The sequence below is a fragment of the Mycobacterium sp. TKK-01-0059 genome (assembly GCF_000709305.1).
GTDB lineage: Bacteria > Actinomycetota > Actinomycetes > Mycobacteriales > Mycobacteriaceae > Mycobacterium > Mycobacterium intracellulare.
In genome coordinates this window covers 557,190-581,577 of sequence record NZ_KL446994.1, presented here as the reverse complement: position 1 = coordinate 581,577, position 24,388 = coordinate 557,190, and the positions used below count along the sequence as shown (strand labels likewise).

23 protein-coding genes are annotated in these 24,388 nt (G+C 69.4%); 17 read left to right on the top strand and 6 right to left on the bottom strand.

Going from position 1 to position 24,388, the window contains the following annotated elements:
• Positions 1-41 precede the first annotated feature (41 nt).
• Positions 42-320, bottom strand: a complete 279-nt coding sequence (locus K883_RS21940; RefSeq protein WP_020822668.1) for a 2Fe-2S iron-sulfur cluster-binding protein — start codon at positions 318-320, stop codon at positions 42-44.
• A 129-nt stretch (positions 321-449) separates the two neighbouring features.
• On the opposite strand from K883_RS21940, the gene K883_RS21935 reads away from it, so the two are divergent.
• From K883_RS21935 to K883_RS21915, 5 genes are read left to right on the top strand one after another with little or no spacing between them, the layout of a single operon-like run.
• Positions 450-2,075, top strand: coding sequence for a flavin-containing monooxygenase (locus tag K883_RS21935; protein WP_020822667.1), 1,626 nt, complete (start codon positions 450-452; stop codon positions 2,073-2,075).
• Positions 2,072-2,875, top strand: coding sequence for a mycofactocin-coupled SDR family oxidoreductase (locus K883_RS21930; protein ID WP_036455835.1), 804 nt, complete (start codon positions 2,072-2,074; stop codon positions 2,873-2,875). The genes K883_RS21935 and K883_RS21930 overlap by 4 nt, the downstream gene beginning before the upstream one ends.
• Positions 2,872-3,717 carry a mycofactocin-coupled SDR family oxidoreductase gene (locus K883_RS21925; protein WP_036455833.1) on the top strand — a complete coding sequence of 282 codons (846 nt, stop codon included), beginning with the start codon at positions 2,872-2,874 and terminating at the stop codon, positions 3,715-3,717. Before K883_RS21930 ends, K883_RS21925 begins: the two co-directional genes overlap by 4 nt.
• Before the next feature lie 8 nt (positions 3,718-3,725).
• Entirely contained in the window at positions 3,726-4,517 is a 792-nt protein-coding gene (locus K883_RS21920; protein ID WP_036455831.1) for an SDR family NAD(P)-dependent oxidoreductase, read from the top strand.
• A gap of 30 nt (positions 4,518-4,547) precedes the next feature.
• The gene (locus tag K883_RS21915) at positions 4,548-5,057 is read left to right on the top strand and encodes a nuclear transport factor 2 family protein (RefSeq protein ID WP_036455829.1); all 510 of its coding nucleotides are present in this window, start codon (positions 4,548-4,550) and stop codon (positions 5,055-5,057) included.
• A gap of 13 nt (positions 5,058-5,070) precedes the next feature.
• Here the strand turns inward: K883_RS21915 and K883_RS21910 are convergent, their stop codons facing one another.
• The 3 genes from K883_RS21910 to K883_RS21900 all read right to left on the bottom strand — a co-directional run bounded on the left by K883_RS21910 (position 5,071) and on the right by K883_RS21900 (position 8,059).
• A complete protein-coding gene (locus tag K883_RS21910; protein ID WP_369798922.1) occupies positions 5,071-5,967 on the bottom strand; it encodes an alpha/beta fold hydrolase in 897 nt (298 codons plus the stop codon).
• Between the two features lie 52 nt (positions 5,968-6,019).
• Positions 6,020-7,417, bottom strand: a complete 1,398-nt coding sequence (locus K883_RS21905; RefSeq protein ID WP_008257213.1) for a WS/DGAT/MGAT family O-acyltransferase — start codon at positions 7,415-7,417, stop codon at positions 6,020-6,022.
• A gap of 183 nt (positions 7,418-7,600) precedes the next feature.
• Positions 7,601-8,059 (bottom strand): nuclear transport factor 2 family protein, encoded by a 459-nt coding sequence (locus tag K883_RS21900; protein WP_008257211.1) that lies wholly within the window; start codon positions 8,057-8,059, stop codon positions 7,601-7,603.
• Between the two features lie 270 nt (positions 8,060-8,329).
• Between K883_RS21900 and K883_RS21895 the strand changes: the two genes are divergently transcribed.
• Together K883_RS21895 and K883_RS21890 are read left to right on the top strand one after the other, a co-directional pair.
• Complete coding sequence (locus tag K883_RS21895) at positions 8,330-8,563, top strand: microaggregate-binding protein 1 (protein ID WP_008257209.1); 234 nt, start codon at positions 8,330-8,332, stop codon at positions 8,561-8,563.
• A gap of 91 nt (positions 8,564-8,654) precedes the next feature.
• Positions 8,655-10,901 (top strand): molybdopterin-dependent oxidoreductase, encoded by a 2,247-nt coding sequence (locus K883_RS21890; RefSeq protein WP_036428919.1) that lies wholly within the window; start codon positions 8,655-8,657, stop codon positions 10,899-10,901.
• A 26-nt stretch (positions 10,902-10,927) separates the two neighbouring features.
• On the opposite strand, the gene K883_RS21885 is transcribed toward K883_RS21890, so the two are convergent.
• A complete protein-coding gene (locus tag K883_RS21885) occupies positions 10,928-11,773 on the bottom strand; it encodes an SDR family NAD(P)-dependent oxidoreductase (protein WP_008257206.1) in 846 nt (281 codons plus the stop codon).
• 252 nt (positions 11,774-12,025) lie between these two features.
• Here K883_RS21885 and K883_RS21880 point away from each other — a divergent pair, with 252 nt between their 5' ends.
• Entirely contained in the window at positions 12,026-13,024 is a 999-nt protein-coding gene (locus K883_RS21880; RefSeq protein WP_170320595.1) for an alpha/beta hydrolase, read from the top strand.
• A gap of 103 nt (positions 13,025-13,127) precedes the next feature.
• Positions 13,128-15,824: an FHA domain-containing protein gene (locus K883_RS21875; protein WP_162288421.1), complete on the top strand. Its 2,697-nt coding sequence runs from the start codon at positions 13,128-13,130 to the stop codon at positions 15,822-15,824.
• A gap of 11 nt (positions 15,825-15,835) precedes the next feature.
• Here K883_RS21875 and K883_RS27995 read toward each other — a convergent pair whose 3' ends face one another.
• Positions 15,836-16,000 carry a hypothetical protein gene (locus K883_RS27995; RefSeq protein WP_008257199.1) on the bottom strand — a complete coding sequence of 55 codons (165 nt, stop codon included), beginning with the start codon at positions 15,998-16,000 and terminating at the stop codon, positions 15,836-15,838.
• Positions 16,001-16,253: 253 nt separating this feature from the next.
• On the opposite strand from K883_RS27995, the gene K883_RS21870 reads away from it, so the two are divergent.
• From K883_RS21870 to fadD1, 8 genes are read left to right on the top strand one after another with little or no spacing between them, the layout of a single operon-like run.
• Complete coding sequence (locus tag K883_RS21870) at positions 16,254-17,432, top strand: acyl-CoA dehydrogenase family protein (protein ID WP_008257198.1); 1,179 nt, start codon at positions 16,254-16,256, stop codon at positions 17,430-17,432.
• A 21-nt stretch (positions 17,433-17,453) separates the two neighbouring features.
• Positions 17,454-18,587, top strand: coding sequence for an acyl-CoA dehydrogenase family protein (locus tag K883_RS21865; RefSeq protein WP_008257196.1), 1,134 nt, complete (start codon positions 17,454-17,456; stop codon positions 18,585-18,587).
• On the top strand, positions 18,580-19,080 hold the full coding sequence (locus tag K883_RS21860) for a MaoC family dehydratase (RefSeq protein WP_008257194.1): 501 nt from the start codon (positions 18,580-18,582) through the stop codon (positions 19,078-19,080). The genes K883_RS21865 and K883_RS21860 overlap by 8 nt, the downstream gene beginning before the upstream one ends.
• Before the next feature lie 7 nt (positions 19,081-19,087).
• Positions 19,088-19,543 (top strand): MaoC/PaaZ C-terminal domain-containing protein, encoded by a 456-nt coding sequence (locus K883_RS21855; RefSeq protein ID WP_008257192.1) that lies wholly within the window; start codon positions 19,088-19,090, stop codon positions 19,541-19,543.
• Positions 19,540-20,742 carry a thiolase family protein gene (locus tag K883_RS21850; RefSeq protein ID WP_036455823.1) on the top strand — a complete coding sequence of 401 codons (1,203 nt, stop codon included), beginning with the start codon at positions 19,540-19,542 and terminating at the stop codon, positions 20,740-20,742. The genes K883_RS21855 and K883_RS21850 overlap by 4 nt, the downstream gene beginning before the upstream one ends.
• A 2-nt stretch (positions 20,743-20,744) precedes the next feature.
• Positions 20,745-21,155, top strand: coding sequence for a Zn-ribbon domain-containing OB-fold protein (locus K883_RS21845; protein ID WP_036455821.1), 411 nt, complete (start codon positions 20,745-20,747; stop codon positions 21,153-21,155).
• Positions 21,152-22,747 carry a flavin-containing monooxygenase gene (locus K883_RS21840; RefSeq protein ID WP_036455819.1) on the top strand — a complete coding sequence of 532 codons (1,596 nt, stop codon included), beginning with the start codon at positions 21,152-21,154 and terminating at the stop codon, positions 22,745-22,747. The genes K883_RS21845 and K883_RS21840 overlap by 4 nt, the downstream gene beginning before the upstream one ends.
• Before the next feature lie 21 nt (positions 22,748-22,768).
• On the top strand, positions 22,769-24,388 hold the full coding sequence (fadD1, locus tag K883_RS21835; RefSeq protein ID WP_014384828.1) for a fatty-acid--CoA ligase FadD1: 1,620 nt from the start codon (positions 22,769-22,771) through the stop codon (positions 24,386-24,388).

Sequence of the window (24,388 nt, the reverse complement as noted above, 5' to 3'; positions counted from 1 at the left end):
ACCCGTCCCAAAGTAAATCCCGATGAGCGGACACAACGCGGTCAAAATTCGACATGAACGTCGGTGCCCGCGGGCCGCGCCTGGCAGGCCAGAATCAGGCCCTCCTCGAGATCGTCGGCGTCCAACACGTCGCACGCAACCATGTCGACCTCGCCCGCGACCACGGTCGCCACGCACGAGCCGCAACGGCCCTCCCGGCACGAGTGGGGCACGGCGATGCCCGCCTCGAGCAATGTCTCGACCAGCGTCTGCCCGTGGGGCCAGCACAAATGATGGCGTCGACCGTCCAGCTCGACGTCGACGCGCGCGATTTGCGGCATCCGCCGATCGTGAGGATCCAGACGGCAGGACGAACCCAGCTGCCCGGTGGCCGGGAAAATGCGCCCCCGGCGTCCGGTGACCGGGAGGGGGAGCGGCGCGCGATCCCGCAGGCCTTACCGTGACTGGTTGTGAACGATCCCGGCGAACAGGCTCTCGATGTGGTCGTGGTCGGCGCGGGGTTCGCCGGCCTGTACGCCCTGCACAAGCTGCGCGGCCAGGGGCTTTCGGTGCGAGTCCTGGAAGGCGCGCCCGAGCTCGGCGGGACCTGGTACTACAACCGGTATCCCGGCGCGCGCTGCGACGTCGAGAGCGTCGACTACTGCTACTCGTTCTCCGACGAACTGCAGCAGGAATGGAACTGGACCGAACGCTACGCCACTCAGGCCGAGATCCTGGCGTACCTGAATTGGGTCGCCGACAAACTCGACCTGCGCCGCGACATCGCGCTGCGCACCCGCGTGGTGTCCGCGAGGCTCGACGAGGCGACGCTGCGCTGGACGATCACCACCGATGCCGGCCAGACGATCTCGGCGCGGTTCTGCGTGATGGCCACCGGTCCGTTGTCGGCCGCGTTGACCCCGGACTTCGACGGCCTGGACACCTTCGCCGGCGAGATCTACCACACCGCGCACTGGCCGCAGGACCCCGTCGACTTCACGGGCAAGCGGGTGGCCGTGATCGGCACCGGATCCTCCGGCATTCAATCGATTCCGATCATCGCCGAGCGGGCCGCACACCTCTACGTCTTTCAGCGCACACCCAACTACAGCGTGCCGGCGGGCAACAGGCCGCTGTCGGCCGAAGAGCTCGACGAAATCAAGGCGGAATATGCCCAGCGGCGCGCGCTGTCGTGGCGCAGCGGCGGCGGCTCACCCCACATCACCGCGCCGAAGCCCACCATGGAATTCACGCCCGAGGAGCGCCGAGCGGCGTTCGAAAAGCGTTGGCAGCTCGGCGGTGTGCTGTTCTCGAAGACCTTCCCGGACCAGATGACCGATCTGGAGGCCAACGAAGAGGCCCGCCGATTCTACGAGGAGAAGGTTCGGGCCGTGATCGAGGATCCGGCCGTCGCCGACCTCCTGATCCCCAACGACCATCCCATCGGCACCAAGCGAATCTGCACCGACAGCAACTATTTTCAGACCTTCAACCGCCCGAACGTGTCGCTGGTCAGCGTCCGCGCCACCCCCATCGAATCCGTCGACACCACCGGCATCAACACGACCGGGATTGACAAAACCAAAGCCCACTACGACGTCGACATGATCGTGCTGGCAACGGGTTTCGACGCGATGACCGGGGCGCTGGGCCGGATCGATATCGTCGGGCGCCGCGGCACCGCCCTGCGCGACGACTGGGCGCACGGACCCCGCACCTACTTGGGGCTGGGCGTCGACGGCTTCCCCAACCTGTTCCTGATCTCGGGCCCGGGAGCGCCCGCCGTGCTGGCGAACATGGTGCTGCACGCCGAAGCCCAGGTGAACTGGATCGCCGACGCCATCGCGTTCCTGGACGAGCACGGTTACGCCGCGATCGAAGCAGGCGTCGACAGCGTGGACGGCTGGGGCGCCGAATGCGCCCGTCGGGCCGAGACGACGCTGTTCACCAAGGCGAACTCGTGGTACATGGGCGCGAACGTGCCGGGAAAGCCCCGGGGTTTCATGCTGTTCGTCGGGGGCTTCGCGACCTATAACGACATCTGCGCCGAGGTCGCCGACGCCGGCTACCGCGGCTTCGATCTCATCGAACGATGACGGGTTTACGGGACACGGTCGTCGTCGTCACCGGCGCCGCCAAGGGAACCGGCCGGGTGCATTGCCAGCGGTTCGCCGACGAGGGCGCCGACGTGATCGCGCTGGACGCCCCGGCCGTGGCCGACGAGTTGGCCGACACCGCAGAGAAAGTCGCCGATCGCGGTCGGCGCTGCGTGACCGGGCTGGCCGACGTCACCGACCTCGGGGCCGTCACCGCCGCCATCGATGCCGGCGTCGCCGAGCTGGGCCGCCTCGACACCATCGTCGCCAACGCCGGCGTCCACCTGCCGGGCGCACCGTCGTGGGAACTGGACCCGCTGGTATGGCAGCGCACGCTGGACATCAACCTCACCGGCGTCTGGCACACCGTCAGCGCCGGGGTGCCGCATATCGGTAGTGACGGCGGCTCCGTCGTCATCATCAGCTCCACCAGCGGCCTTCGCGGCCTGCCCAACATCGCCCACTACACCGCCAGCAAGCATGCAGTGGTGGGGTTGGCCCGCACGCTGGCCAACGAGCTCGGGCCCCGCGGCATTCGGGTCAACACCGTGCACCCAGGCCCCGTCGCGACCCCAATGGTGCTCAACGAGGCCACTTTTCGGCGGCTGCGACCGGACCTGGAAAACCCGACGGAGGCCGACGCCGCCGAGGTGCTGCGGGCCCGCAACCTGCTTCCGGTGCCGTGGGTCGAGCCCGTCGACATCGCCAACGCCGTGCTGTTCCTGGCCTCGGATGAGGCCCGCTACATCACCGGCACCCAGCTCGTCGTCGACGCCGGTCTGACCCAGAAGACGACATGAGGGCGGCGCGCGGCGGGCGACTCGAAGGCAAGGTCGCCCTGATCACCGGCGCGGCGCGGGGGATCGGTCGCGCGCAGGCGGTGCGCTTCGCCCAGGAGGGCGCCGACATCGTGGCGTTGGACGTGTGCGGCCCGATCGACACGGTGCTCGTGCCGCACAGCACGCCAGACGACCTCGACACCACCGCATCGCTGGTCCGCGAGGCCGGCGGCCGGGTGCACACCGAGATCGTCGACGTGCGCGACCTCGCCGGCATGCAGGCCGCCACCGACCGCGGCGCCGCACGGTTCGGCGGATTGGACGTGGTGTGCGCGACCGCGGGAATCACGTCGCGCGGCATGGCGGTCGAGCTGGACGAAAACGCCTGGCGCACCATGCTGGACGTCAACCTCACCGGGGTCTGGCACACCTGCCGCGCCGGCGCGCCCCACCTCATCGCGCGCGGCGCCGGGTCGGTGATCCTGACGAGCTCGATCGCCGGGCTGCGCGGCCTGGTCGGGGTCGCGCACTACACGGCCGCCAAACACGGCGTGGTCGGCTTGATGCGCTCGTTGGCCAACGAGCTTGCGCCGCACCATGTCCGGGTCAACTGCGTCAACCCGACCAACGTCGACACACCAATGATCCAGAACGACGTCGTCAGCAGCGCCTTTCGCCCGGACCTGGACCGCCCGCCCACGCGTGCCGAATTCGCCGACGCCGCGCGTTCGATGAACATGCTCGCGGTGCCGTGGATCGACCCCGTCGACGTCGCCAACGCCGCGCTGTTCCTCGCCTCCGATGAGGCGCGCTACATCACCGCGATCACCTTGCCCGTCGACGCGGGCGCCACCCAGAGATAGGAGGATCCGTGACCGACATCGCGAAGTACGGGCCGTGGGCGGTGATCGCCGGCGGCTCGGAAGGGGTGGGCGCCGAGTTCGCACAGCAATTGGCCGGTGACGGGTTCGATCTGGTGCTGATCGCTCGCAAGCCGGGACCGCTGGAGGACACGGCGCGGCAGTGCCGCGAGATCGGCGCACAGGTGCGCACGTTGGCCATAGACCTGCTGGACCCCGACGCGGTCGCGCGAATCACCGCGCAGACCGCGGACATCGAGGTCGGCCTGTTGATCTACAACGCCGGCGCCAACACCTGCAGCGAGCCGTTTTTGGACGCCGAGCTCAGCGACTTCGGCCGGGTGATCGACCTCAACGTGACGCGGATGCTGCAACTCGTGCAGCACTTTGCGCGGCCGATGCGGTCCCGCGGCCGGGGCGGCATTTTGGTGGTCGGCTCGATGGCGGCGACCCACGGTTCGATGCGCCAATCGGTCTACACCGGCGTGAAGGCCTTCAGCCGCCTCTTCGCCGAGAGCCTGTGGCTGGAGCTGCGCGAGCACGGCGTCGATGTGCTGGAACTGGTGCTGGGCGTGACCCGCACGCCGGCCATGGCCCGGGCCGGCCTGAACTTCGACGTGCCGGGGCTGTCGGTGTCCGAACCGGCCGACGTGGCCCGCGAGGGGTTGGAGAACCTGGCCAACGGCCCGGTGTTCATCGCGGGCGGCAACGCGGCCGCGGTGCACCGGGGCAGCGGCCCGGACCGTGCCGCGATCGTGTTGGGCGCGCACAGAGCCGTGCAGGAACTCCTGGGCCGGAAATGATGCGCTCGGTGAACTGGAAGGAGATCAGCGGTGATCGACGCCGACGAACTGTTGACGCGGCTGTGCCGACTCGAGGACGAACGCGATATCGCCCGATTGATCGCGTCCTACGGTCCGGCGGTGGACGCGGGGGACGCCGACGCCGCGGCGCGGCTCTGGGCGACCGATGGCGGCTACGACGTCGAGGGTTGGCAGATGCACAGCCGGGCCGACGTGCGCGACATGGTCAGCTCGGCCTCCCATCAGAAGCTGGTGGGTGGTGGTTGCTGCCACTTCGTCGGACCGGCGGTCGTGACGGTCGCGGGAGATTCGGCGGTGGCGGTCAGCGAATCGCTGGTTCTCGTGCGTGACGGCGAGAGTTATCGCGTATGGCGCTGCACGGCAAACCATTTCGAGTTGCGGCGCATCGAGAACCGTTGGCGGATCACCAAGCGTACGAGCCGCGTCCTCGATGGCAATCCCGGGGCCCACGCCTTGCTCACCGCGGGCCTGGCGGGTGCACCGGCACCGACATTGGGCGCCGGGGGAGAGGTGGATTGAGGACGGTCCCGCGCTAGCCGCGCGAAAGGAACGCCAGCACAGTGCTTTCGAAGGCCTCCTTGGCCTCGATCATCGCCCAATGCCCCGAGTTCGGGAAGATGTGCAGCTCCGCGTTGGGAATGGTGCGCATCGGGATCAGGGCCATGTCGGGCGGGCTCACCCGGTCGTCGCGTCCCCAGGTCAGCAGGGTGGGCGCGGTGAGCTTGTGCATGGTCGCCCACGGCAGCGGCCGGTCGGAGGCGGCCAGCGCGGCGTTCATCCCGGCGAACGCCGCCTTGCCGTACATGCGCCGCGCCGCGGCCAGGGTGTCGGGGTCGGTGGCCAGCTGCCAGCGCTCCTCGATCAGCTGCTCGGTGACCAGCCCCTGGTCGTAGACCATCGACTTGAGCCAGTCGACCAGGCGCTGGCGCGTCGGGTCCTCGACGAATTCCTGCAGCAGCCGGATGCCCTCGCTGGGGCTGGGGCTGAAGATGTTGGTGCCGATCCCGCCGATGGTCACCAGCCGACCGACGCGCTCGGGATTGTGGGTGGCGAAGTTGATGCCCACACCGCCGCCCATCGAGTTGCCCACGATGTGCACCTTGGCGACGCCGAGCGCGTCCAGCAAGGGCGCGACGGTGCCGAACGCGGTGACCATCGGGTGTCCGCCGAAGTCGTCGCTGACCCCGAACCCGGGGAATTCGAGGATCAGGCAGCGGAATCGCTCGGCGAAGGCCGGCAGCACCCCGCGGAAGTTGCGCCACCCGGTGACCCCGGGCCCGGACCCGTGCAGGAACAGCAGCACCGGTGCGGAATCGGGGGCCCCGCTGACCCCAGTGTCGTAGTAGCGCAAAGCGCCTTTTTCCGTGCCGATTTCACGCAGGTCTTGCTCTGCGAGAGGCTGTCGAGAAGTGTCTGCCACGGGTGTCACCCTGCCATGCCGCGGCGCCGAGGGGGGATGGGGTTCCGCTGAACGGGCGGCGTCAGGTTCGGCCGCGGACCGGCGCGCTCGCATTCATCAGCTCTTTGAGGGCGACGGGGAAGGCGTCGGCCAGGTCCCAGAGGTCGGCCACGAGGTCGGGGCAGGAAATGATGCCGACGCCGAGACGGCGGCCCAGCGACATCACGGTGATGTTGAGCCCGGCGCCGGCGATGATCGGACCGAGCGGGTACATCGCGTCGAGCCGGCAACCCAAGAAGTAGAGCTGGTCTCGCGGCCCGGCCACGTTCGACATCACCAGGTTGTGCGGCGGCTTCTCGGGCAGCGGTATGCGGGGCAGCAGCTTCATCGCGGCGCCGAACATGGTCTGCCCGGCCACTTGCGTCCAGTCCTGCAGCAGGGTCGGCCCCATCGCGGCGGCGTGGTCCTTGGCCGCGGCGTTCCCGCCGGCGATGCGGGTGAGGCGTTCGGCGGGGTCGGCGATGTGGGTTTCCAGCCGGCAGAGCATCCAGGTCATCTGATTGCGGCCCGGTCGAGATGACTTGCCGCGGACGGACACCGGCACGCTGGCGACCATCGGAATGTCCGGCAGGGCGTCGCGGTCCAGAAGGTACTGCCGCAGCGCCCCCGCGCACATCGCCGTCACCACGTCGTTGACGGTCACCCCGAACCGCTGTTTGACGGTCTTGACGTCCTCGAGGTCCACGCTCGCCAGGGCGATGTTGCGGCGTCGGGTGAAGCGGCCGTTGAACGCCGTGGGCGGCGCCGCGAACGGGGCCGCCATCGTGTGGCCGCCGCCGCGGGCGCGCAGGACCGTTTGCGCCAGCGTCAGTGCCGTGGCAGGCACCACCCGCGCCAGGCGCCACGGTCGCAACGCCGCCCCGATCAGACCGCCGGCGGCGATCTGCAATGGGTTCGCCGCGCCGGCGCGGGCGGCCGGTTCCGGCGGCGGCGGGCCGTCGGGGGTGGGGCCGCACAATTGCGCGAGCAGGTTGGCTCCGCCCACACCGTCGACCACCGCGTGGTGGGCCTTGAGGACGACGGACAGCGCGTCCCCGCCACGCAGCCCTTCGATCACCCACATTTCCCACAGCGGACGATCGCGATCGAGCGCCAGGCCGGCGACGTGACCGCAGATTTCCGCCAGTTCTTCGCGCCCGCCCGGCGAGGGCAGCGCGACCCGGTGCAGGTGGCGTCCCAGATCGAACCGGTCGTCGTCCACCCAGACCGGATGGTCGAAGTTCAGTTGGTTATCGGCCAGCTTCAGACGGAATTCCGGGACGGCGTCCACCCGCTCCGCGAGCGCCTCACGAAAGCGCGCGAAATCGTAGCCGCCGGGCATGGCCGCGGGGTCGAGCTCCAGGACGCAGCAAACGTTCAGCGGCTGAGTCGGTGATTCGAGGTACAGAAAGAACGCGTCTAGCCCACTGAGTCGCTGCATACCCGCTCGTCTCCTGTGTGCGGCTCTGACCGCTGGTCACATGACCATCGGTCATCCCAACGCTCGTGGGGGATCCACGATCGGGGCGACCGCGATTTGTTGCGTGACGGTCTTTCTATAGCCACTGCGGGGCTTCCGGCAAACATTGCGCCGGACGCGGATCGGGACCGCGTTCTGCGAGGGCTAGCGGGCCATCGCCGAGTCGGGCGCTGCCCAGTCGGTGGACACCTGCCGGTGCTTGATCAGCCAGGCGCCACCCTCGGGCACCAGGACGTCCCGGTAGCGGCCGCAATGGTCGAGCCCGATGTGGGTGACGACGGTGAAGTACGACTTGACGCGCGCCTCGCCCGGTGTCACTTCGGTGAACAACACGTTCGCGACGTTATGGCGCACAATCGGTTTGACGCCGCCAGTGACGTCGGCAGTGACGTTGGCGTCGACGGCGACCTTTCCGGTGACGCCGCCCAGGAATTCCGCGATCGCCGATCGCCCGCGCAGCGGGTCGAACCCGCGGATCTCGAGCACGCCGTCCGGACAGAACGTCTCCGCGAGGCCGTCGAGCGCGCCCGCGTCGCCGGACCAGTTGTAGCGCGCCAAGGTGTCTCGGATCTGCTCACGGGCCACCAGTTCCCACGTTTCCACTGTTATGGTTCCTCCCGCCGCTGACCGGGGTGCAGCGATATCGGGCCTCAGCGTAACCGATACGGCCGGGACATTCCGGCGTCGTCTCGGCCGGGCATTGTCAAACACCCTGAACCGCAAGGGAATTAAATACAACGGCCGGCGGTCCTTGCGCGGCGACCGCCCGACGCGTCGGCGCTGTGGCGAAGGCGACTCCCGTCGAAGGTTTTGGGAACCGACCGGCTGGGCAATAAACGCTGAGCAAGACGCTCGACAAGGAGGGGAGTACGTATGTCGGACAAGAGCGGTCCCGAGGAAGCCATCGAAGGCGTCGTCGAGGGCGTCAAGGGCAAGGTGAAGGAAGTCGCCGGGGCGGTCGCCGGACGCGACGACCTGATGCGCGAAGGCCAGGCCCAACAGGACAAGGCCGATGCGCAGCGCGAGGCCGCCCAGAAGGAGGCCGAGGCCGAAAGCGCCCGAAAGGCCGCCGATATCAACGAAGCTCGCCAGAAGGCCGAACAGTAGCGACAGCCGGCGGTGGCCCGGTCACGTGGTGTCCGGGCCACCGCCGCTGTCACCACTTCCGCTACGGGCGGTAGCGCAATACAGTGGGTGGATGAAACCCGGCGAAGACGGTAGGCACCTGCGCACCTGCCCGTTGTGTGAAGCTATGTGCGGCTTGGAAATTCAGGTCGATGACGGCCGTGTCACCGGCATCAGGGGCAACCGCGACGACGTCTGGAGCCGCGGGCACCTGTGCCCCAAGGGCACATCGCTGGCCGCCCTGCACGACGACCCGGACCGCATCCGCGAGCCGATGATCAAGGTCGACGGTCAGTGGCAGGAGGTCAGCTGGGACGCGGCGTTCCGGCGCTGCACCGAGTTGCTGACGCCGGTGATCGACAAATACGGAATCGGCGCGGTGACCGCCTACACCGGTAACCCGCTGGCGCACTCGTTCTCGCTCGCCCGCTACGCGGGCGTGTTGATGGGCATGTCCGGGATGCCGATCACCTACTCGCCGGGCACGGTCGACCAATGGCCGAAGAACCTGTCCTCGCACCTGATGTACGGACTCTGGTGGAACTTCCCGGTGCCCGACATCGAACGCACGGACCTGCTGGTCATCATGGGCGCCAATCCCGCCGCGTCGCAGGGCTCACTGCTGGCAGCGCCCAACGTGATGGGCCTGATCGACGCGATCCGCAAGCGCGGCAAGGTCATCGTGATCGACCCGGTGCGCACCCCGACCGCCGCGCGCGCCGACGAGTGGCTTCCCATCGTGCCCGGGACCGACGCGGCGCTGTTGCTGGCGGTCGCGCACACCCTCTTCGCCGAAGGCCTCGCCCGTCCCTGTCCGCACCTCGCCGGCCACCTCGATGGGCTGGACACCCTGCGGCGGGCCGTCGCGGACTGGCCACCGGAACGCGTCGGCGCCGTCACCGGCATCGGCGAAGACCGGATCCGCCGGCTGGCCCGCGAACTCGCCGGCACCGACAAATCGGTGGTCTACGGACGAATCGGGTTGTGCAACCAGGAATTCGGCAGCCTCGCCAGCTGGCTCGTCGACGTGGTCAACATCCTGACCGGTCATTTCGACACCCCCGGCGGCGCCATGTTCCCCAGGCCGGCCGCCTGGTCGATCACCACGCAGCCCCTGCCCGGATTGGAGGGCGGCGCACCGGAATTCGGCCGCTGGCACACCCGCGTGCGCGGCGCCAAGGAAGTTCTCGGCCAGGCGCCGGTGTCGTGCATGGCCGAAGAGATCGCCACCCCGGGCGACGGCCAACTCAAGGCGCTCATCACGGTCGCGGGCAACCCGGTGCTGTCCACCCCCGGCGGCGACAAGCTCGACGAAGTGCTGCCGATGCTGGAGGCGATGATCTCCGTTGACCTTTGGCTCAACGAGACCACGCGGCACGCTGATGTGATCCTGCCCGGACTGTCGCCGCTGGAGCAGCCGCATCACGACGATCTGATCCTGCTCTTCGCGATTCACAGCATCGCGAATTACTCGGCGCCCGTGTTCGATCCGGGCGATCGCCCGCACGAATGGGAGATCCTGATCCGGCTGACCGGACTGTGCACCGGCACGCCCGCCGAGGACGTCGACGTTGCGGCGATCGACGACGGCTTCTTCGATTACCTGGCCTTCACCCGCGGGCTCGACGGCGCGGAGATCCGCAAGTACTACGAGCACGGCGGGCCGGAGCGGATGCTCGACCTCACCCTGCGTACCGGGCCCTTCGGCGACCAGTACGGCAAGAACCCGGGCGGGCTCACGCTGGACACGCTCAAGGCCAACCCGAACGGAATCGACTTCGGGCCCATGGTCCCCCAGCTGCCCGACATCCTCGGCACCGCCGACAAGAAGATCCGGCTCGCACCGCAGTACCTGCTCGACGACCTGCCCCGGCTGGCCGCGCGCATGGAGCGCCCCGCCGAACCGCTGGTCCTGGTGAGCCGCCGGCACCTGCGCTCGAACAACACCTGGCTGCACAACGTGCCCGCGCTGATGAAGGGAAAGGACCGGTGCACGTTGCTGATCCACCCCGACGATGCGGCCCGGTGCGGCGTCGCCGACAACGACATCGTGACGGTGAAATCGCAGGCCGGCGAGATCAGGGTTCCCGTGGAGATCACCGACGCCATCAAGCCGGGCGTGGTCTCGATGCCCCACGGCTGGGGACACGGCAAGCCGGGCACCCGCATGACGGTGGCCAACGGCTCACCGGGCGCGAACACCAACGTGCTGTCCCCGCCGACGTTCGTCGACCAGCCGTCCGGCAACGGGGTGCTCAACGGCATCCCGGTGACGATCATCGACGATCAAGCCAGATTCCGTCCCGCGCAAGCGCTTTGAGGAAGCCGGCGGTTTGCCAAGGAGTCTCAGGGGTCGACCGGCCGATTCGTCCACCCGCGGCCCGGCCGGCGTGACGAGCGGAACCATCCGCCGGCCGCGCCCGTTCCGCCATCGGTCGCGATGGTGTGGCCCGTGACGAACGACGACAGGTCCGAGGCCAGAAAAAGGATCACACGGGCCTGATCCTCGGGCCGGCCCATCCGCCCGACCGGCACCCACCGCGGCCATTGGGTGTGCTCCTCGGGCGACAGCCACTGCGAGTAGGGCACTTGAAGGGACTCGGTGACGTCGGGGGCGATCGCGTTGACCCGCACGCCGTGGTTGCCCACCTGCACGGCGAGGCTGCGGGTGAAGCCGATCAGCCCCGTCTTGAACGCGGCATACACCGGATCCTCCGGGTAGCCGCGCAGCCCCTCGACCGACGAGACGTTCACGATCGCACCGGCGTGCCGGTCCACCATGGCGGGCAGGAACGCCCGGGTGAGCAGGAAGGCGTGGTGGAGGTTGATCCGGTAGAGCTCATCCCAGAGCCGCGGGTCGGTGTCGACGAAGTTTCCGGGGTGGCGCAGCCAGTGGCCCACGTTGTTGACTAGCACGTCGACGCGCCCGTGCGCGTCGAGCACCGTCCGGGCCAGGCCGGTGACCTGGTCCGGCGCCCGGACGTCGGTGACGACCGCCCGCGCGGATCCGCCGGCCGCCGTGATCGCGTCGGCGGTCGCGCCCCCCAGCTCGCCGTCGATATCGGCGATCACGACGTGCGCGCCGTGGCGTGCGAAAAGCCGCGCGGTGGCCGCGCCGATGCCGCCCCCGCCGCCGGTCACGACCGCGACCCGGTCGGCCAGCAACGGGCCCGGATGCTCTGCGTGTGTCATCGCTCGTATCTTGGGCCACGCGGCGGCCCCGGCCACAGCCGGTCCGGACCCATTCTGGGCGCGCGACGGCGGCGATCGACGATCAACGGGTGGTACCCATCTCTGCCGATGGCAAACAGTGACCTACGCGACGTTTGCTGAGCGCTGGATCGACCGGTATGCCGGGTACCCGGTGTCCACTTAGGAGTTGATGACACAGTGAGCACAATCGATCCGACCCGCATACTGCCGAGCGTGGCGACGACGCGGCGCATGCACCATCGGCATAGCCCCCAGTCGGTCGCCGTCTCGCTCGCCAGCCGGCTCATCGTGAAGAACGCGGTCCGCGCCTGGGCCATGACGCCCAACCTGCACTGGCCGCTGGAGTACGTCGACAGTTTTGCCGGGATGTTTCCCCGTCTGGGCTCCGCGGCGAACACCGAACCGGTGCGTCTCGAGCACTGCGCCGCGGAGTGGGTTCGCGCTCCCGGCGTCTCGGGGGACCGGGCGATCCTGTACCTGCACGGCGGCGCGTTCCTCACCTGCGGCCTCAACACGCACCGCTCGATGGTGACCCGCCTGTCCAAGGAGGCCGACGCCGCCGTGCTCGCCGTCGCCTACCGGAAGTTGCCCGCACATCAGATCACCGACGCCATCGACGATGGCATCAGCGGCCTGCGATGGCTGCAGGACCGCGGCTACGACGGCGACCGGATCGTCGTGGCCGGCGACTCGGCCGGCGGATACCTGGCGTTCATGACCACGCTGTCGGCGATTGGCGAGGACATCATGGAGCCGGCCGGGGTCGCGACCATCTCGCCGTTCACGGACACGGACCCGGCACGAAAACTCAAGCACCGCAACGCCCGCAAGTGCTCGATGTTCACCCGCAGCGCGTTCTCGCGGTTCGCTAAGTACCTCGGCGACGCCCGGGCGGTGGAGGGCCGGGGCGAGTCCACGGTCGCCTCGCCCGTGGATGCCGACCTGTCGTCGTTGCCGCCGGTGACCATTCACGCGAGCTCGGACGAATTGTTGCTCGCCGACGCGGAACTGATGGCGAAGCGCCTGGAAGCCAGCGGGGTCCGATGCGATCTGCACCTGTGGGACGGGCAGATCCACGACTTCCCGTTGGCCGCCGACATCTTGCCGGAGGGCAGGCGCGCCATCAAATACCTCGGCGATTTCGTCAAGGACGTCACCCCCGCCGGGGACGCGGTCCGGAGTAAGGTCCGGAACGTGCGCCGCCTGCGCAGCGCCGCCGCGGCCGGTTGAAGCCGACGAAAGTAATTGTGCCGCAGGCTGATTCGACGGCCGGCGGCCGTATCCCGTTGCGCCGGGTGCCCAACTCGCGGCGCTGCCGTTACAGTTGGTCCTGATGAGCCCACCAGCCCCGCCTGCGCTGACCGTGCGGTACGAGGGAGCCGAGCGCACCTTCGCGGCAGGCAACGACGTCGTGATCGGGCGTGACCTTCGCGCGGACGTCCGCGTCGCCCACCCCCTGATCTCCCGCACCCATCTGATCGTGCGGTACGACCAGGGCCGATGGGTCGCGGTCGACAACGGCAGCCTCAACGGTCTGTACGCGAACAACCGCCGCGTCCCGGTCATCGACATCCAGGACGGCATGCGCGTCAACGTCGGCAATCCCGACGGCCCGGCGCTGACCTTCGAGGTCGGCCGCCACCAGGGTTCGGCCGGGCGGCCGCCGCTGACGACGTCGATACCCATCGTCAGCACGCCCGGCGCGCCCCTCGAGGGAGCGCCGCAGAGCCCGAGCGGCACGCAAACTTCCGCCCAGCCTCAGCAGCCGGCGTCTGCCTCGTTCCGCCACCCGGCGCATCCGCCCACCGCCACGCAGCCCAGCCACTCACCGAGCGGACCCCTCCCAAGCCAGCCGCCCAGCGGCCCGACCCCGAGCCATCCGTCGGGCCCACAGACCCGCTTCCCGACCAGCGGCCCCCTGGCCGCGCCGCCCAGCGCGCCCCAGCCCGCACCGCAGATCTACCGGGCGCCGTCGGCGGTGCACGCGGCCCCGCCCACCACCGCGCAACCGGCGGCGTCCCAGACGGGCCGCATCGGCGGCGACTCGTCGAACATCGCCACGTCGATGATGAAGATCCTGCGGCCGGGCAGGGCCGGGCTGGAGTCCACGCCGGGCGCGATCACGATCGGCCGCGCCAACGACAACGACATCGTCATCCCCGAGGTCCTGGCGTCACGCCACCACGCCACGCTGATCCCGGCGCCGGGCGGCACCGAGATCCACGACAACCGCAGCATCAACGGCACCTTCGTCAACGGCGCCCGCGTCGATTCGGCCGTGCTGCACGACGGTGACGTCGTCACGATCGGCAACATCGACCTGGTCTTCGCCGGCGGCACCCTGGCCCGACGCGACCAGACCGCCACCGCGACGCGCACCGGCGGCCTCGACGTGCGCGGGGTGACCTGGACGATCGAGAACAACAAGACGCTGCTGGACAACATCTCGCTGACCGCCCTGCCCGGGACGCTGACCGCGATCATCGGGCCGTCCGGCGCCGGCAAATCGACGTTCGCCCGGCTGGTCGCCGGGTACACGCACCCGAGCACCGGCACGGTGGCGTTCGAGGGCCACAACGTCCACGCCGAGTACGCCTCGTTGCGCAGCCGGATCGGGATGGTGCCGCAGGACGACGTCGTGCACGGCCAGCTGACCGTGCAGCAGGCGTTGATGTACGCCGCCGAGCTGCGCCTGCCGCCGGACACCACCAAGGACGACCGCGCCCAGGTGGTGGCCCGGGTACTCGAGGAACTCGAGATGACCCAGCACCTGCACACGCGGGTCGACAAGCTCTCCGGCGGCCAGCGCAAGCGCGCGTCGGTGGCACTGGAGTTGCTCACCGGGCCGTCGCTGCTGATCCTCGATGAGCCGACGTCGGGCCTGGATCCGGCGCTGGACCGGCAGGTGATGACCATGCTGCGGCAGCTGGCCGACGCCGGCCGGGTGGTGCTCGTCGTCACCCACTCGCTGACCTACCTCGACGTCTGCGATCAGGTTTTGCTGCTCGCCCCCGGCGGCAAGACGGCGTTCTGCGGGCCGCCCGGCCAGATCGGTCCCGCCATGGGCACCACCAACTGGGCCGACATCTTCAGCACCGTCGCCAACGACCCCGACGGCTCCCGGGAGCGCTACCTGGCGCGGACGGGCCCGCCCCCGGCGCCGCCGCCGGCGGAGAAACCCGCCGAACTCGGCGACCCCTCACACACCAGCCTGTTCCGGCAGTTCTCCACCATCGCCCGGCGCCAGATGCGGCTGATCGTCTCGGATCGCGGCTATTTCGTGTTCCTGGCGCTGCTGCCGTTCATCATGGGTTCGCTGTCGATGTCGGTGCCCGGCGATGTCGGCTTCGGCATTCCGAACCCGATGGGCGCCGCGCCCAACGAGCCGGGTCAGATCCTGGTGCTGCTGAACGTCGGCGCGGTGTTCATGGGTACCGCGCTGACCATCCGCGACCTCATCGGGGAACGCGCGATCTTCCTGCGCGAGCAGGCGGTTGGCCTGTCGACGTCGGCGTACCTGCTGGCCAAGGTGTGCGTGTACACGGTCTTCGCGATCGTCCAGTCGGCGATCGTGACCATCATCGCGGTGCTGGGCAAGGGCGCGCCGACCCAGGGCGCGGTGGCGTTGGGCAAGCCCGGCCTCGAGTTGTTCGTCGACGTCGCGCTGACGTGCGTGGCCTCCGCCATGCTGGGGCTCGCGCTGTCGGCCGTCGCCAAGTCCAACGAGCAGATCATGCCCCTGCTGGTGGGGGCCGTGATGTCACAGCTGGTGTTCTCCGGCGGGATGATCCCGGTGACCGGCCGGGTGGGGCTGGATCAGATGGCCTGGGCCACGCCCGCCCGGTGGGGATTCGCGGCGTCGGCGTCCACCGCCGAGCTGACCAAGCTGGTGCCCGGGCCGCTGACCCCGAAGGACTCGCACTGGCAGCACACGCCGGCCAGGTGGTGGTTCGACGTCGGCATGCTGGCGCTCATCAGCGCCGTCTATCTGGGTTTCGTGCGCTGGAAGATCCGCCTCAAGGGCGGCTGATCGCTCGCGCGTCAGGCGCCCTTGCGGACCACTTGGTCGGCCGCGGCGCGCATCCGGTCGGACAGTTGCAGAAGATTGTGCTCGCCTACGCCCAGGGGAAGGGTGTACGCCAGTTGTCTCAATTCGACGGCGTAGTTGCGCAAGTCCTCGCGGAGGCGCGTCTCAACAGTGGGCATGATTTCTCCCTCGGGCTGGGGCAGAGGGCCTGGTCCGCGTTGACCAACCGATCCGAAAATCTTCGCAGCCCGCGGCCGAATCCGCCAGAGCGTCGACGGGTTTTAACGGGAGTTTGACAGCGGTTTTACCGTGCGACCCCGGCCGTTCTCGACCGATGCGCGGCAGAATGCCACGCGCGAACTCGCGGCGGCGTTACGCTGGCGCTGCTCGGTGTAACGGCATCGACGCTCCGAGAAAGGCATAGGCGCCGGAATGGATTTCGAACTCGACGCCGGGCAGCGCGCCTGGCTGGCCGAGGTCCGCGAATTTCTGCACGAGAACGTCACCCCCGCATTGCGCGCCGAGCTGGCCGAGCACGACTTGGAGATTCTCGACGGCGAGGTGGCGCGGTTCCGCCGCAAGATCGGCGCCAAGGGCTGGTTCGGGCTGAACTGGCCGCGCGAGTACGGGGGGTTGGGCCTGGGCGCCATTCACCTGCACCTGTTGATGAGCGAATTCGAGTACTGGGGCGTGCCCGGACCCGACCTGACCGTCACGTCGGTGGCGCCGATGATCATGCGTCACGGCACCGAGCGGAACAAGAGCGAGTGGCTGCCCCCGATCGCCCGGGGCGAAATGATCTGCGCGGTCGGCTATTCCGAGCCCGAGGCCGGGACCGACCTGGCGAGCCTGCGGACCACCGCGACCCGCGACGGCGAGGAATGGGTGATCAACGGGACCAAGATCTGGAACAGCGGCGCGCAGCGGGCCACGCACGAATGGCTCTGCGTCCGTACCGATCCGACGACCGCGCGCCACCGCGGCATCTCGGTCATCATCGTGCCGATCGACAGCCCCGGCGTCGAGATCCGCCCGCTCTACGCGTGGTCGGGCTACCGCACCAACGAGGTGGCATTCCGCGACGTGCGGGTGCCGGCCACCAACCTCGTCGGCGAGGTCAACCGCGGCTGGACCTACATCACCGGCGCGCTCGACCTCGAGCGCGGCGCGCTGACCAACGCCGGAGACCTGCGCCGCGCCGTCGAGGAATTGCACGAACTTTCGCGCAGTCCGCGCCGCGACGGGACGGTGCCCGCCGACGACCCGTCGCTTCGCCGCCGGCTGGCGCAGGCCGAAGCCGACGTCGCGGTGGCCACGCTGATGGGCTACGAGGCGGCCTCGATCCTCGACAGCGGCGTCATTCCGACCGTCGAGGTGAGCGTCGAGAAGGTGTTCACCAGCGAGCTGCGCCAGCGCATCGCCGCCCTGGCGCTCGATCTCCTCGGCCCGGACGGCTTGTTGGCCCACCGCAGCGAACAGGCCCCGCTGGCCGGCAAATTCGAGCGGCTCTACCGGGCCGCCCCGCTGATGCGCTTCGGCGGGGGCACCAATGAGGTGCTTCGCGACATCATCGCCCAGCGCGGGCACGGGATGCCCTCCTATGGACGCTGACCGAAGCCTCGCACACCACCGATGAAGACGATCCCGTCCGCCGAGCAGCGTGAGTTCGCCGCGGCGCTACGCGCCCTGCTGGCCGCCGAGAACCCGGTCAGCCAGGTGCGCGCCCTCGACGAGCCCGGCGCGGACCGGCGCACACCGGCGCTGTGGAAGGCGGTGGCCGACGCGGGGGTCTTCGGGCTGGCCGTCGCCGCGGAGTACGGCGGTGCCGGTGGCTCACTCGACGACCTGGCCGTGTTCTACACCGAAGCCGGCCGCGCCCTGTGCCCGACGACCGTGCACAGCACCGTGCACGCCGCCCTCGCCGTCGACCAGCTCGGCTCCCCGGAGGCCAAGGCCGCTTGGCTGCCCCCGCTCGCGTGCGGCAGCGTCCGCGCCACCACCGCCCTCTGGAACGCCCGCGACGCCGCGCTCGTCGCCCCTGCGCTGCGCGCCGATCCCGATCCGAATCGGTGGCGGCTCAACGGAACCGCGGATTACGTCGCCGACGCCGATGTCGCCGATCTCATCGTGGTATCGGCCGCCTCGTCGCGGGGCGGAGCCGAACGCCCGCTGGTCTTCCTCGTCGACGCGCACGGCGGCGGTGTGACCGTCGAGCCGCTCGACATGGTCGGCGGGCACCGGGCGTTCACCGTGCGCTTCGACGACGCGGTCGTGGCCGGTGACGCCGTGCTCGACGGCGTCACCGTGCCGGGATTGCGCCGGCTGGCCAACACCGCGGTGGCGCTGGGATCACTCGACCTGGTCGGGGTCGGCCAGGCCGTGCTGGACCGCACCGTCGACTACACCAAGCTGCGTCACCAGTTCGGCCGGCCCATCGCCTCGTTTCAGGCGGCCCAGCATCTGATCGCCGACATGCACATCGCCCTGGCGGCCGCGCGATTGGCGGCGCACGCGGCGGTGTTCTGGCTGGGGCGCGGCCGCACCGCGAGCAGGGAGACCGCCATCGCCCGCATGCACGCGGCAACCGCGGCCCGGCTGATCACGCTCGACGCCCATCAGCTGCACGGCGGGATGGGCTATGTCACCGAGACGGACCTGCATCTGTGGAGCGAGCGGGCCCGCCTCGGTGCGACGCTCGGCGGCGGCGCCGACGTCGCGGCGTCGTGGCTTCGGGAGACCATGGGAGAAGGGAGCGCCGGTGAGTGAGGACAGCTTGATCGACGCCGAGTCGGCGTCGCGGGTGGGCACGGTCGCCGCCTCGGCGACCGGCGAGGTGAACCGGCGCGATTGGCAACGGTGGGCGGCCGCGGTCGGCGAGGACAACCCGTTGTATTTCGATCCGGAGTACGCCCGCGCCAACGGCTTTCGCGACATCATCTGCCCGCCGCTGTACCTGCAGTACGCGGTCCTCGGGGTGTCGCGGCTGGAGTCGCTGCGCCCCGACGGATCCTCCGGCGCGGTCTCCGGCAGCCTCGCGTTTCCCCGCGCCCCCAAGCGGATGGCCGGCGGGGAGAGCTTCACCTTTCACCTGCCGGCCTACCACCGCGACGAAATCGACATGGTCCGCACCATCTCCTCGATCGTCGAAAAGCGGGGCCGCTCCGGCAGATTCGTCCTCGTCACCTGGCACACGGTGTACCGCAACCAGGATCGCGACCTGCTGGCCGAAGCGTCGACGTCGATGATCGCCCGCCCCTAGGAGCATCGTGACCGACCAGCAAGTGTTCTATGACGACATCGCCGTGGGCGATCGCATCCCCGCGCTGACGGTGACCGTCGACGAGACCCAGATGTTCTTCTTTTCGGCCGCCACGTACAACGGTCACCGCATCCACTACGACAAACAGTGGGCCCGCGACACCGAGGGATACGACAACGTGTTGGTGCACGGTCCGCTGCAGGCGGCGCTGCTGGCCCGCGCCCTCGGGGACTGGGTCGGCGGGCGGGGCAGGCTGGTGACGTTCTCGGTGCAGAACCGGGCGATCGCCTATCCCGGTGAGGCGCTCAGTTTCGGTGGCGAGGTCACCGGCAAACGCCTGGGCGACAATGGGTTTGGGGGCTACGGACTGGTGGATCTGGATATCGCCGGTCGGCGCGGCGACACGGTGCTGATGCCGGGCACCGCCACCGTCGCGCTGCCGCTGCGGGAGACCCGGGCATGAGCGGGCTGCGGGGAGAGGCCGCGATCGTCGGCATCGCCGAGTTGCCGGCCGAACGGCGCCCCACCCGCCCCGCGATGTTCACCCTCGACCAGTACGCCCGGCTGGCGAAGATGGTGATCGAGGACGCCGGTGTCGATCCGGGTCGTGTCAACGGCCTGCTGACCCACGGCATCGCCGAGTCGGCCATGTTCGCCCCGGCCACCCTGTGCGAATACCTGGGCCTGGCACTGGATTTCGGTGAGCGGGTCGACTTGGGCGGGGCGACCTCGGCCGGCATGGTGTGGCGGGCCGCGGCGGCCGTCGAACTCGGCGTCTGCGAGGCCGCCCTGGCCGTGGTACCCGGGTCGGCGGCCGTGCCCCGGTCTGAGCGGCGGCCCGCGCCGGCGCCGAATTGGTATGGGGCGTCCTCGAACAACTACGGCTCGCCGCAGGCCGAGTTCGAGATCCCCTACGGCAACGTGGGCCAAAACGCGCCCTACGCGCAGATCGCCCAGCGGTACGCGGCCGAATACGGTTACGACCCCGCCGCGGTCGCCAAGATCGCCGTCGACCAACGCACCAACGCGTGCGCCCACCCCGGCGCCGTCTTCCATGGCACCCCCATCACGGTGAACGACGTGCTGGACAGCCCGATGATCGCCGACCCCATCCACATGCTGGAAACGGTGATGCGCGTGCACGGGGGAGCGGCGGTGTTGATCGCCAACGCCGACATCGCGCGGCGCGCCCGCCATCGTCCGGTATGGATCACCGGCTTCGGCGAACACATCGCCTTCAAGACCCCCACCTACGCCGAGGACCTGCTGTCCACACCCATCGCCCGCGCCGCCGAACGGGCGTTCGCGATGGCCGGGCTGTCCCGGTCCGACGTCGACGTCGCGTCGATCTACGATTGCTACACCATCACGGTGCTGATGAGCCTGGAAGACGCCGGATTCTGCGCGAAAGGCAAAGGCATGTCGTGGATCAACGAACACGATCTGACCCATCGCGGGGAGTTCCCGCTGAACACCGCCGGCGGCCAACTGTCCTTCGGTCAGGCGGGAATGGCCGGCGGCATGCACCACGTGGTCGACGGCGCGCGGCAGGTCATGGGACGCGCCGGCGACGCGCAGGTGACCGACTGTCACACCGCGTTCGTGACCGGTAACGGCGGCATCATGAGCGAGCAGGTCGCGCTGCTCCTGCGGGGGGATTAGCGATGATCCGCCGCGACGATGCGCTCGTCCCCGAGCCCACGCCGGTCTCCCGGCCGTTCTGGGACGGCCTGGCCCAGCACCGGATCCTGGTGCAGTACTCGCCGTCTCTTCGGCGGCACGTGTTCTACCCGCGCACGCTGGCCCCGGGGACCCTGGCCGACGATTTGGAATGGCGTGAGATCGACGGCGCCGCAACGCTGTACACCTTCACGATCGCCCGCCGGCCGACCGGTCCGCCGTGGGCCGACGCGCTGCCGCAGCTGCTCGCGGTGGTGCAGTGGGACGCCGGGCCGAAATTCAGCACCGAGCTGGTCGACGTAGATCCGGGCGACATCCGGATCGGGATGCGGGTGGAGCCGGTGTTCTGCGATCTCGAAGACGGGATCACGTTGCTGAGGTATCGGCCCGCATGACCGAAATGAGCGACGCCATCGTCATCGGTGCCGGGTTCGCCGGGCTGTACGCCGTGCACCGAGCCGCCTCGGCGGGGCTGTCGGTGACGGCCCTCGAGGCGGCGCCCGACGTGGGCGGCACCTGGTACTGGAACCGCTATCCGGGCGCACGTTGTGACGTCGAAAGTGTGGACTACTCCTACTCTTTCGACGAGGAGCTGCAGCGCGACTGGCAGTGGAGCGAACGCTTCGCCGCCCAACCGGAGATCCTGGCCTACCTTCGGCACGTCGCCGACCGCTTCGACCTGCGCCGCCACTACCGGTTCGGCGTCGACGTCGTCGGCGCGGCCTTCGAGGGTGGGCGTTGGCAGGTCGACACCGCGACCGGACAAAGCCATGCGGCGCAGTTCCTCCTGTGCGCCACCGGGTGCCTGTCGGCACTCAACCGGCCCGATATCCCGGGCGTGCAAGACTTTTCGGGAGAGGTGTATTTCACCGCCGCCTGGCCGCGCGAGGATCCCGATCTGCGCGGCAAGCGGGTGGGGCTCATCGGCACGGGATCATCGGGGATCCAGGTTGCGCCGATCATCGCTTCGCAGGCCGAAAACCTGGTCGTATTCCAGCGATCCGCGAACTACACCATCCCGATGCCCAACCGGCCGTGGTCGGCCGACGAACAGCGGCAGATCCAGGAGCAATACCCCGAGCGGCGCCGCGCCTCGGCCTACGCGTCGGCGGGCACGCCGCACGGCAGCTACCACAAGAACGCCGTCGACACCGACCCCGAGGAGCGGGCAGCGGCGTTGTGGGAGCGTTGGCGCGAGGGCGGGGTTCTTTTCGCGAAGACCTTCCCCGACCAGACCCGCAACGCGTCGGCCAACGAGGTCGCCAGGAAGTTCGCCGAGGAGCGGATCCGGGAAATCGTCGCCGATCCCGCGGTCGCAGCCGACCTGATCCCGGTGGACCACCCGATCGGAACCAAACGGATCTGCACCGACGACGGCTACTACGCCACCTTCAACCGCGACAACGTGCGGCTGGTGAACCTGCGCCGCGAGCCCATCGAGGCGATCACCGCCGACGCCGTGCGGACCCCCGCGGCGACGTACCCCTGCGATGTGCTGGTGTTCGCGACCGGGTTCGACGCCATGACAGGCGCGTTGACGCGGATCAACCCGCGCGGGCCGCGGGGGGAGCGGCTGCGCGAAATCTGGTCCGATGGCCCCCTCACCTTCCTCGGCCTGATGGTGCCGGGCCTGCCGAACCTGTTCACGATCAGCGGGCCGGGCAGCCCGTCGGTGTTGGCGAACATGGTGCTGCACGCCGAAGTTCAGGTCGATTGGGTCATCGAGCTGGTGCGGGCCGCGCGGCGGCGCGGCGTCAGCGAGATCGAACCGAGCCGTGACGCCGCCGTCGCCTGGACCGAGCAGGTGGCCGAAGCGGCCGAGCAGACGCTGTTCCCCCGGGCGGCATCGTCGTGGTACCTGGGCGCCAACATCGAGGGCAAGAAGCGAGTCTTCATGCCCTACATCGGCGGGTTTGGTACCTACCGTCGGCACTGCGATGACGTGGCGGCCCGCGACTATGCCGGGTTGGTGATGACGACCCGATGACAGCACGGAGGAAGTGAGACGGTGCCGGAGACGGTTCAGCAGCTGTTGCGGCAGCGCAGGCACGAGGACACCCCCGCGATCGCCCACGGCGAGAAGACGTGGACCTGGCGCGAGCACCTCGCCGAAGCCGAGGCCGAAGCGGCTGCCCTGATCTCGCGCGCCGACCCCACCCGGCCGCTGCATGTCGGTGCCGCACTGGGCAATTCACCGGCCATGCTGCGGGCGATGGCCGCGGCCGCGCTGGGCGGCTACGTGCTGTGCGGCCTCAACACGACCCGCCGCGGACCCGCGCTGCTCGCCGACATCCGGCGCTCGGACTGCCAGATCCTGCTGGTCGACCGCGATCACCTGCCCCTGCTGGAGGGCCTGGATCTCAACGGAATTCAGGTTTTCGACGTGGACGGGACGAGTTACGCCGAGGCGGTGACCGCGGCGCCACCGCTGACCCCGCACCGCGAGGTCGCCGCCGCCGACACGCTCATGATGATCTTCACCTCGGGGACGAGCGGTGACCCCAAGGTGGTCCGGTTCGCGCACGGGATGGCCATCATGTGCGGCGCCAGCCTGATCTTCCAGTACGACGTCACCGCCGCCGACGTGTGTTACCTGGCGATGCCGCTGTTTCATTCGAACGGCGTCGCCGCGGGGTGGGCGGTGGCCATCGGCTGCGGCGCCACCATGGTCCCCGCCAAGTTTTCGCCGTCGCGGTTCCTCGAGGACGTGCGCCGCTACCGCGTGACCTACCTGAACTACGTCGGCAAGCCCCTGGCGTTGATCCTGTCCACCCCGGAGCGTCCCGACGACGCCGAGAACACCCTGCGGGTGGCCTTCGGCAACGAGGCGACCGATCGCGATATCGCCGAATTCGCAAGGCGTTTCGGTTGCCGGGTGGTGGACAGCTTCGGATCCAGCGAGTTCGCGGTGATCGTGGTCCGAGAAGACGGCACCCCGCCCGGTTCCATCGGCAAGCCTTACCCCGGGGTGAGCATCTACAACTCGACGACACTGACCGAATGTGACGTCGCGACGTTCGACGCGCACGGGGCGCTGACCAACTTCGATGAGGCCGTCGGCGAACTCGTCAACACCCAGGGCGCGGGACCGTTCGCCGGCTACTACAACGATCCCGGCGCCACGGCCGAGCGCATGCGCCACGGCATGTACTGGTCGGGCGATCTGGCCTACCGGGACGCCGACGGCTGGATCTACCTGGCCGGGCGGACCTCCGATTGGATGCGGGTGGACGGCGAGAACTTGGCCGCCGCACCGATCGAGCGGATCCTGGCGCGGATGCCCGGCATCAGCCAGGTCGCCGTCTACGCCGTGCCCGACGACCAGGTCGGCGACCAGGTGATGGCCGCGATCGTGCCGCGCGCCGGGGCGGAACTGACGCCGGACGATTTCGGGAGATTCCTGGCGTCGCAACCCGATCTGTCACCCAAGGCGTGGCCGCGCTACGTGCGCATCAACGACCAGCTGCCCGCGACCGCGACCAACAAGATCCTCAAGCGCGCGCTCATCGCCGCGGGCCCCAGCGCCGAGGGCGCTGTGTTGTGGACGCGGCCCGCCCGCGGCACCACCTACGCTGCGGCCGACGAAAACGCCGACGGCCGTTCGGCATCCACCATCGCCGGCGCCTGA

Bases quoted from the DNA above. Each gene is read 5' to 3' on its own strand.
- K883_RS21865 (WP_008257196.1), top strand. From the start codon at position 17,454: ATGAAGACGATCCCGTCCGCCGAGCAGCGTGAGTTCGCCGCGGCGCTA.
- K883_RS21895 (WP_008257209.1), top strand. From the start codon at position 8,330: ATGTCGGACAAGAGCGGTCCCGAGGAAGCCATCGAAGGCGTCGTCGAG.
- K883_RS21925 (WP_036455833.1), top strand. From the start codon at position 2,872: ATGAGGGCGGCGCGCGGCGGGCGACTCGAAGGCAAGGTCGCCCTGATC.
- K883_RS21940 (WP_020822668.1), bottom strand. From the start codon at position 320: ATGCCGCAAATCGCGCGCGTCGACGTCGAGCTGGACGGTCGACGCCAT.
- K883_RS21875 (WP_162288421.1), top strand. From the start codon at position 13,128: ATGAGCCCACCAGCCCCGCCTGCGCTGACCGTGCGGTACGAGGGAGCC.
- K883_RS21845 (WP_036455821.1), top strand. From the start codon at position 20,745: ATGATCCGCCGCGACGATGCGCTCGTCCCCGAGCCCACGCCGGTCTCC.
- K883_RS21905 (WP_008257213.1), bottom strand. From the start codon at position 7,417: ATGCAGCGACTCAGTGGGCTAGACGCGTTCTTTCTGTACCTCGAATCA.
- K883_RS27995 (WP_008257199.1), bottom strand. From the start codon at position 16,000: ATGCCCACTGTTGAGACGCGCCTCCGCGAGGACTTGCGCAACTACGCC.
- K883_RS21890 (WP_036428919.1), top strand. From the start codon at position 8,655: ATGAAACCCGGCGAAGACGGTAGGCACCTGCGCACCTGCCCGTTGTGT.
- K883_RS21840 (WP_036455819.1), top strand. From the start codon at position 21,152: ATGACCGAAATGAGCGACGCCATCGTCATCGGTGCCGGGTTCGCCGGG.
- K883_RS21850 (WP_036455823.1), top strand. From the start codon at position 19,540: ATGAGCGGGCTGCGGGGAGAGGCCGCGATCGTCGGCATCGCCGAGTTG.
- K883_RS21870 (WP_008257198.1), top strand. From the start codon at position 16,254: ATGGATTTCGAACTCGACGCCGGGCAGCGCGCCTGGCTGGCCGAGGTC.
- K883_RS21880 (WP_170320595.1), top strand. From the start codon at position 12,026: ATGCACCATCGGCATAGCCCCCAGTCGGTCGCCGTCTCGCTCGCCAGC.
- K883_RS21885 (WP_008257206.1), bottom strand. From the start codon at position 11,773: ATGACACACGCAGAGCATCCGGGCCCGTTGCTGGCCGACCGGGTCGCG.
- K883_RS21930 (WP_036455835.1), top strand. From the start codon at position 2,072: ATGACGGGTTTACGGGACACGGTCGTCGTCGTCACCGGCGCCGCCAAG.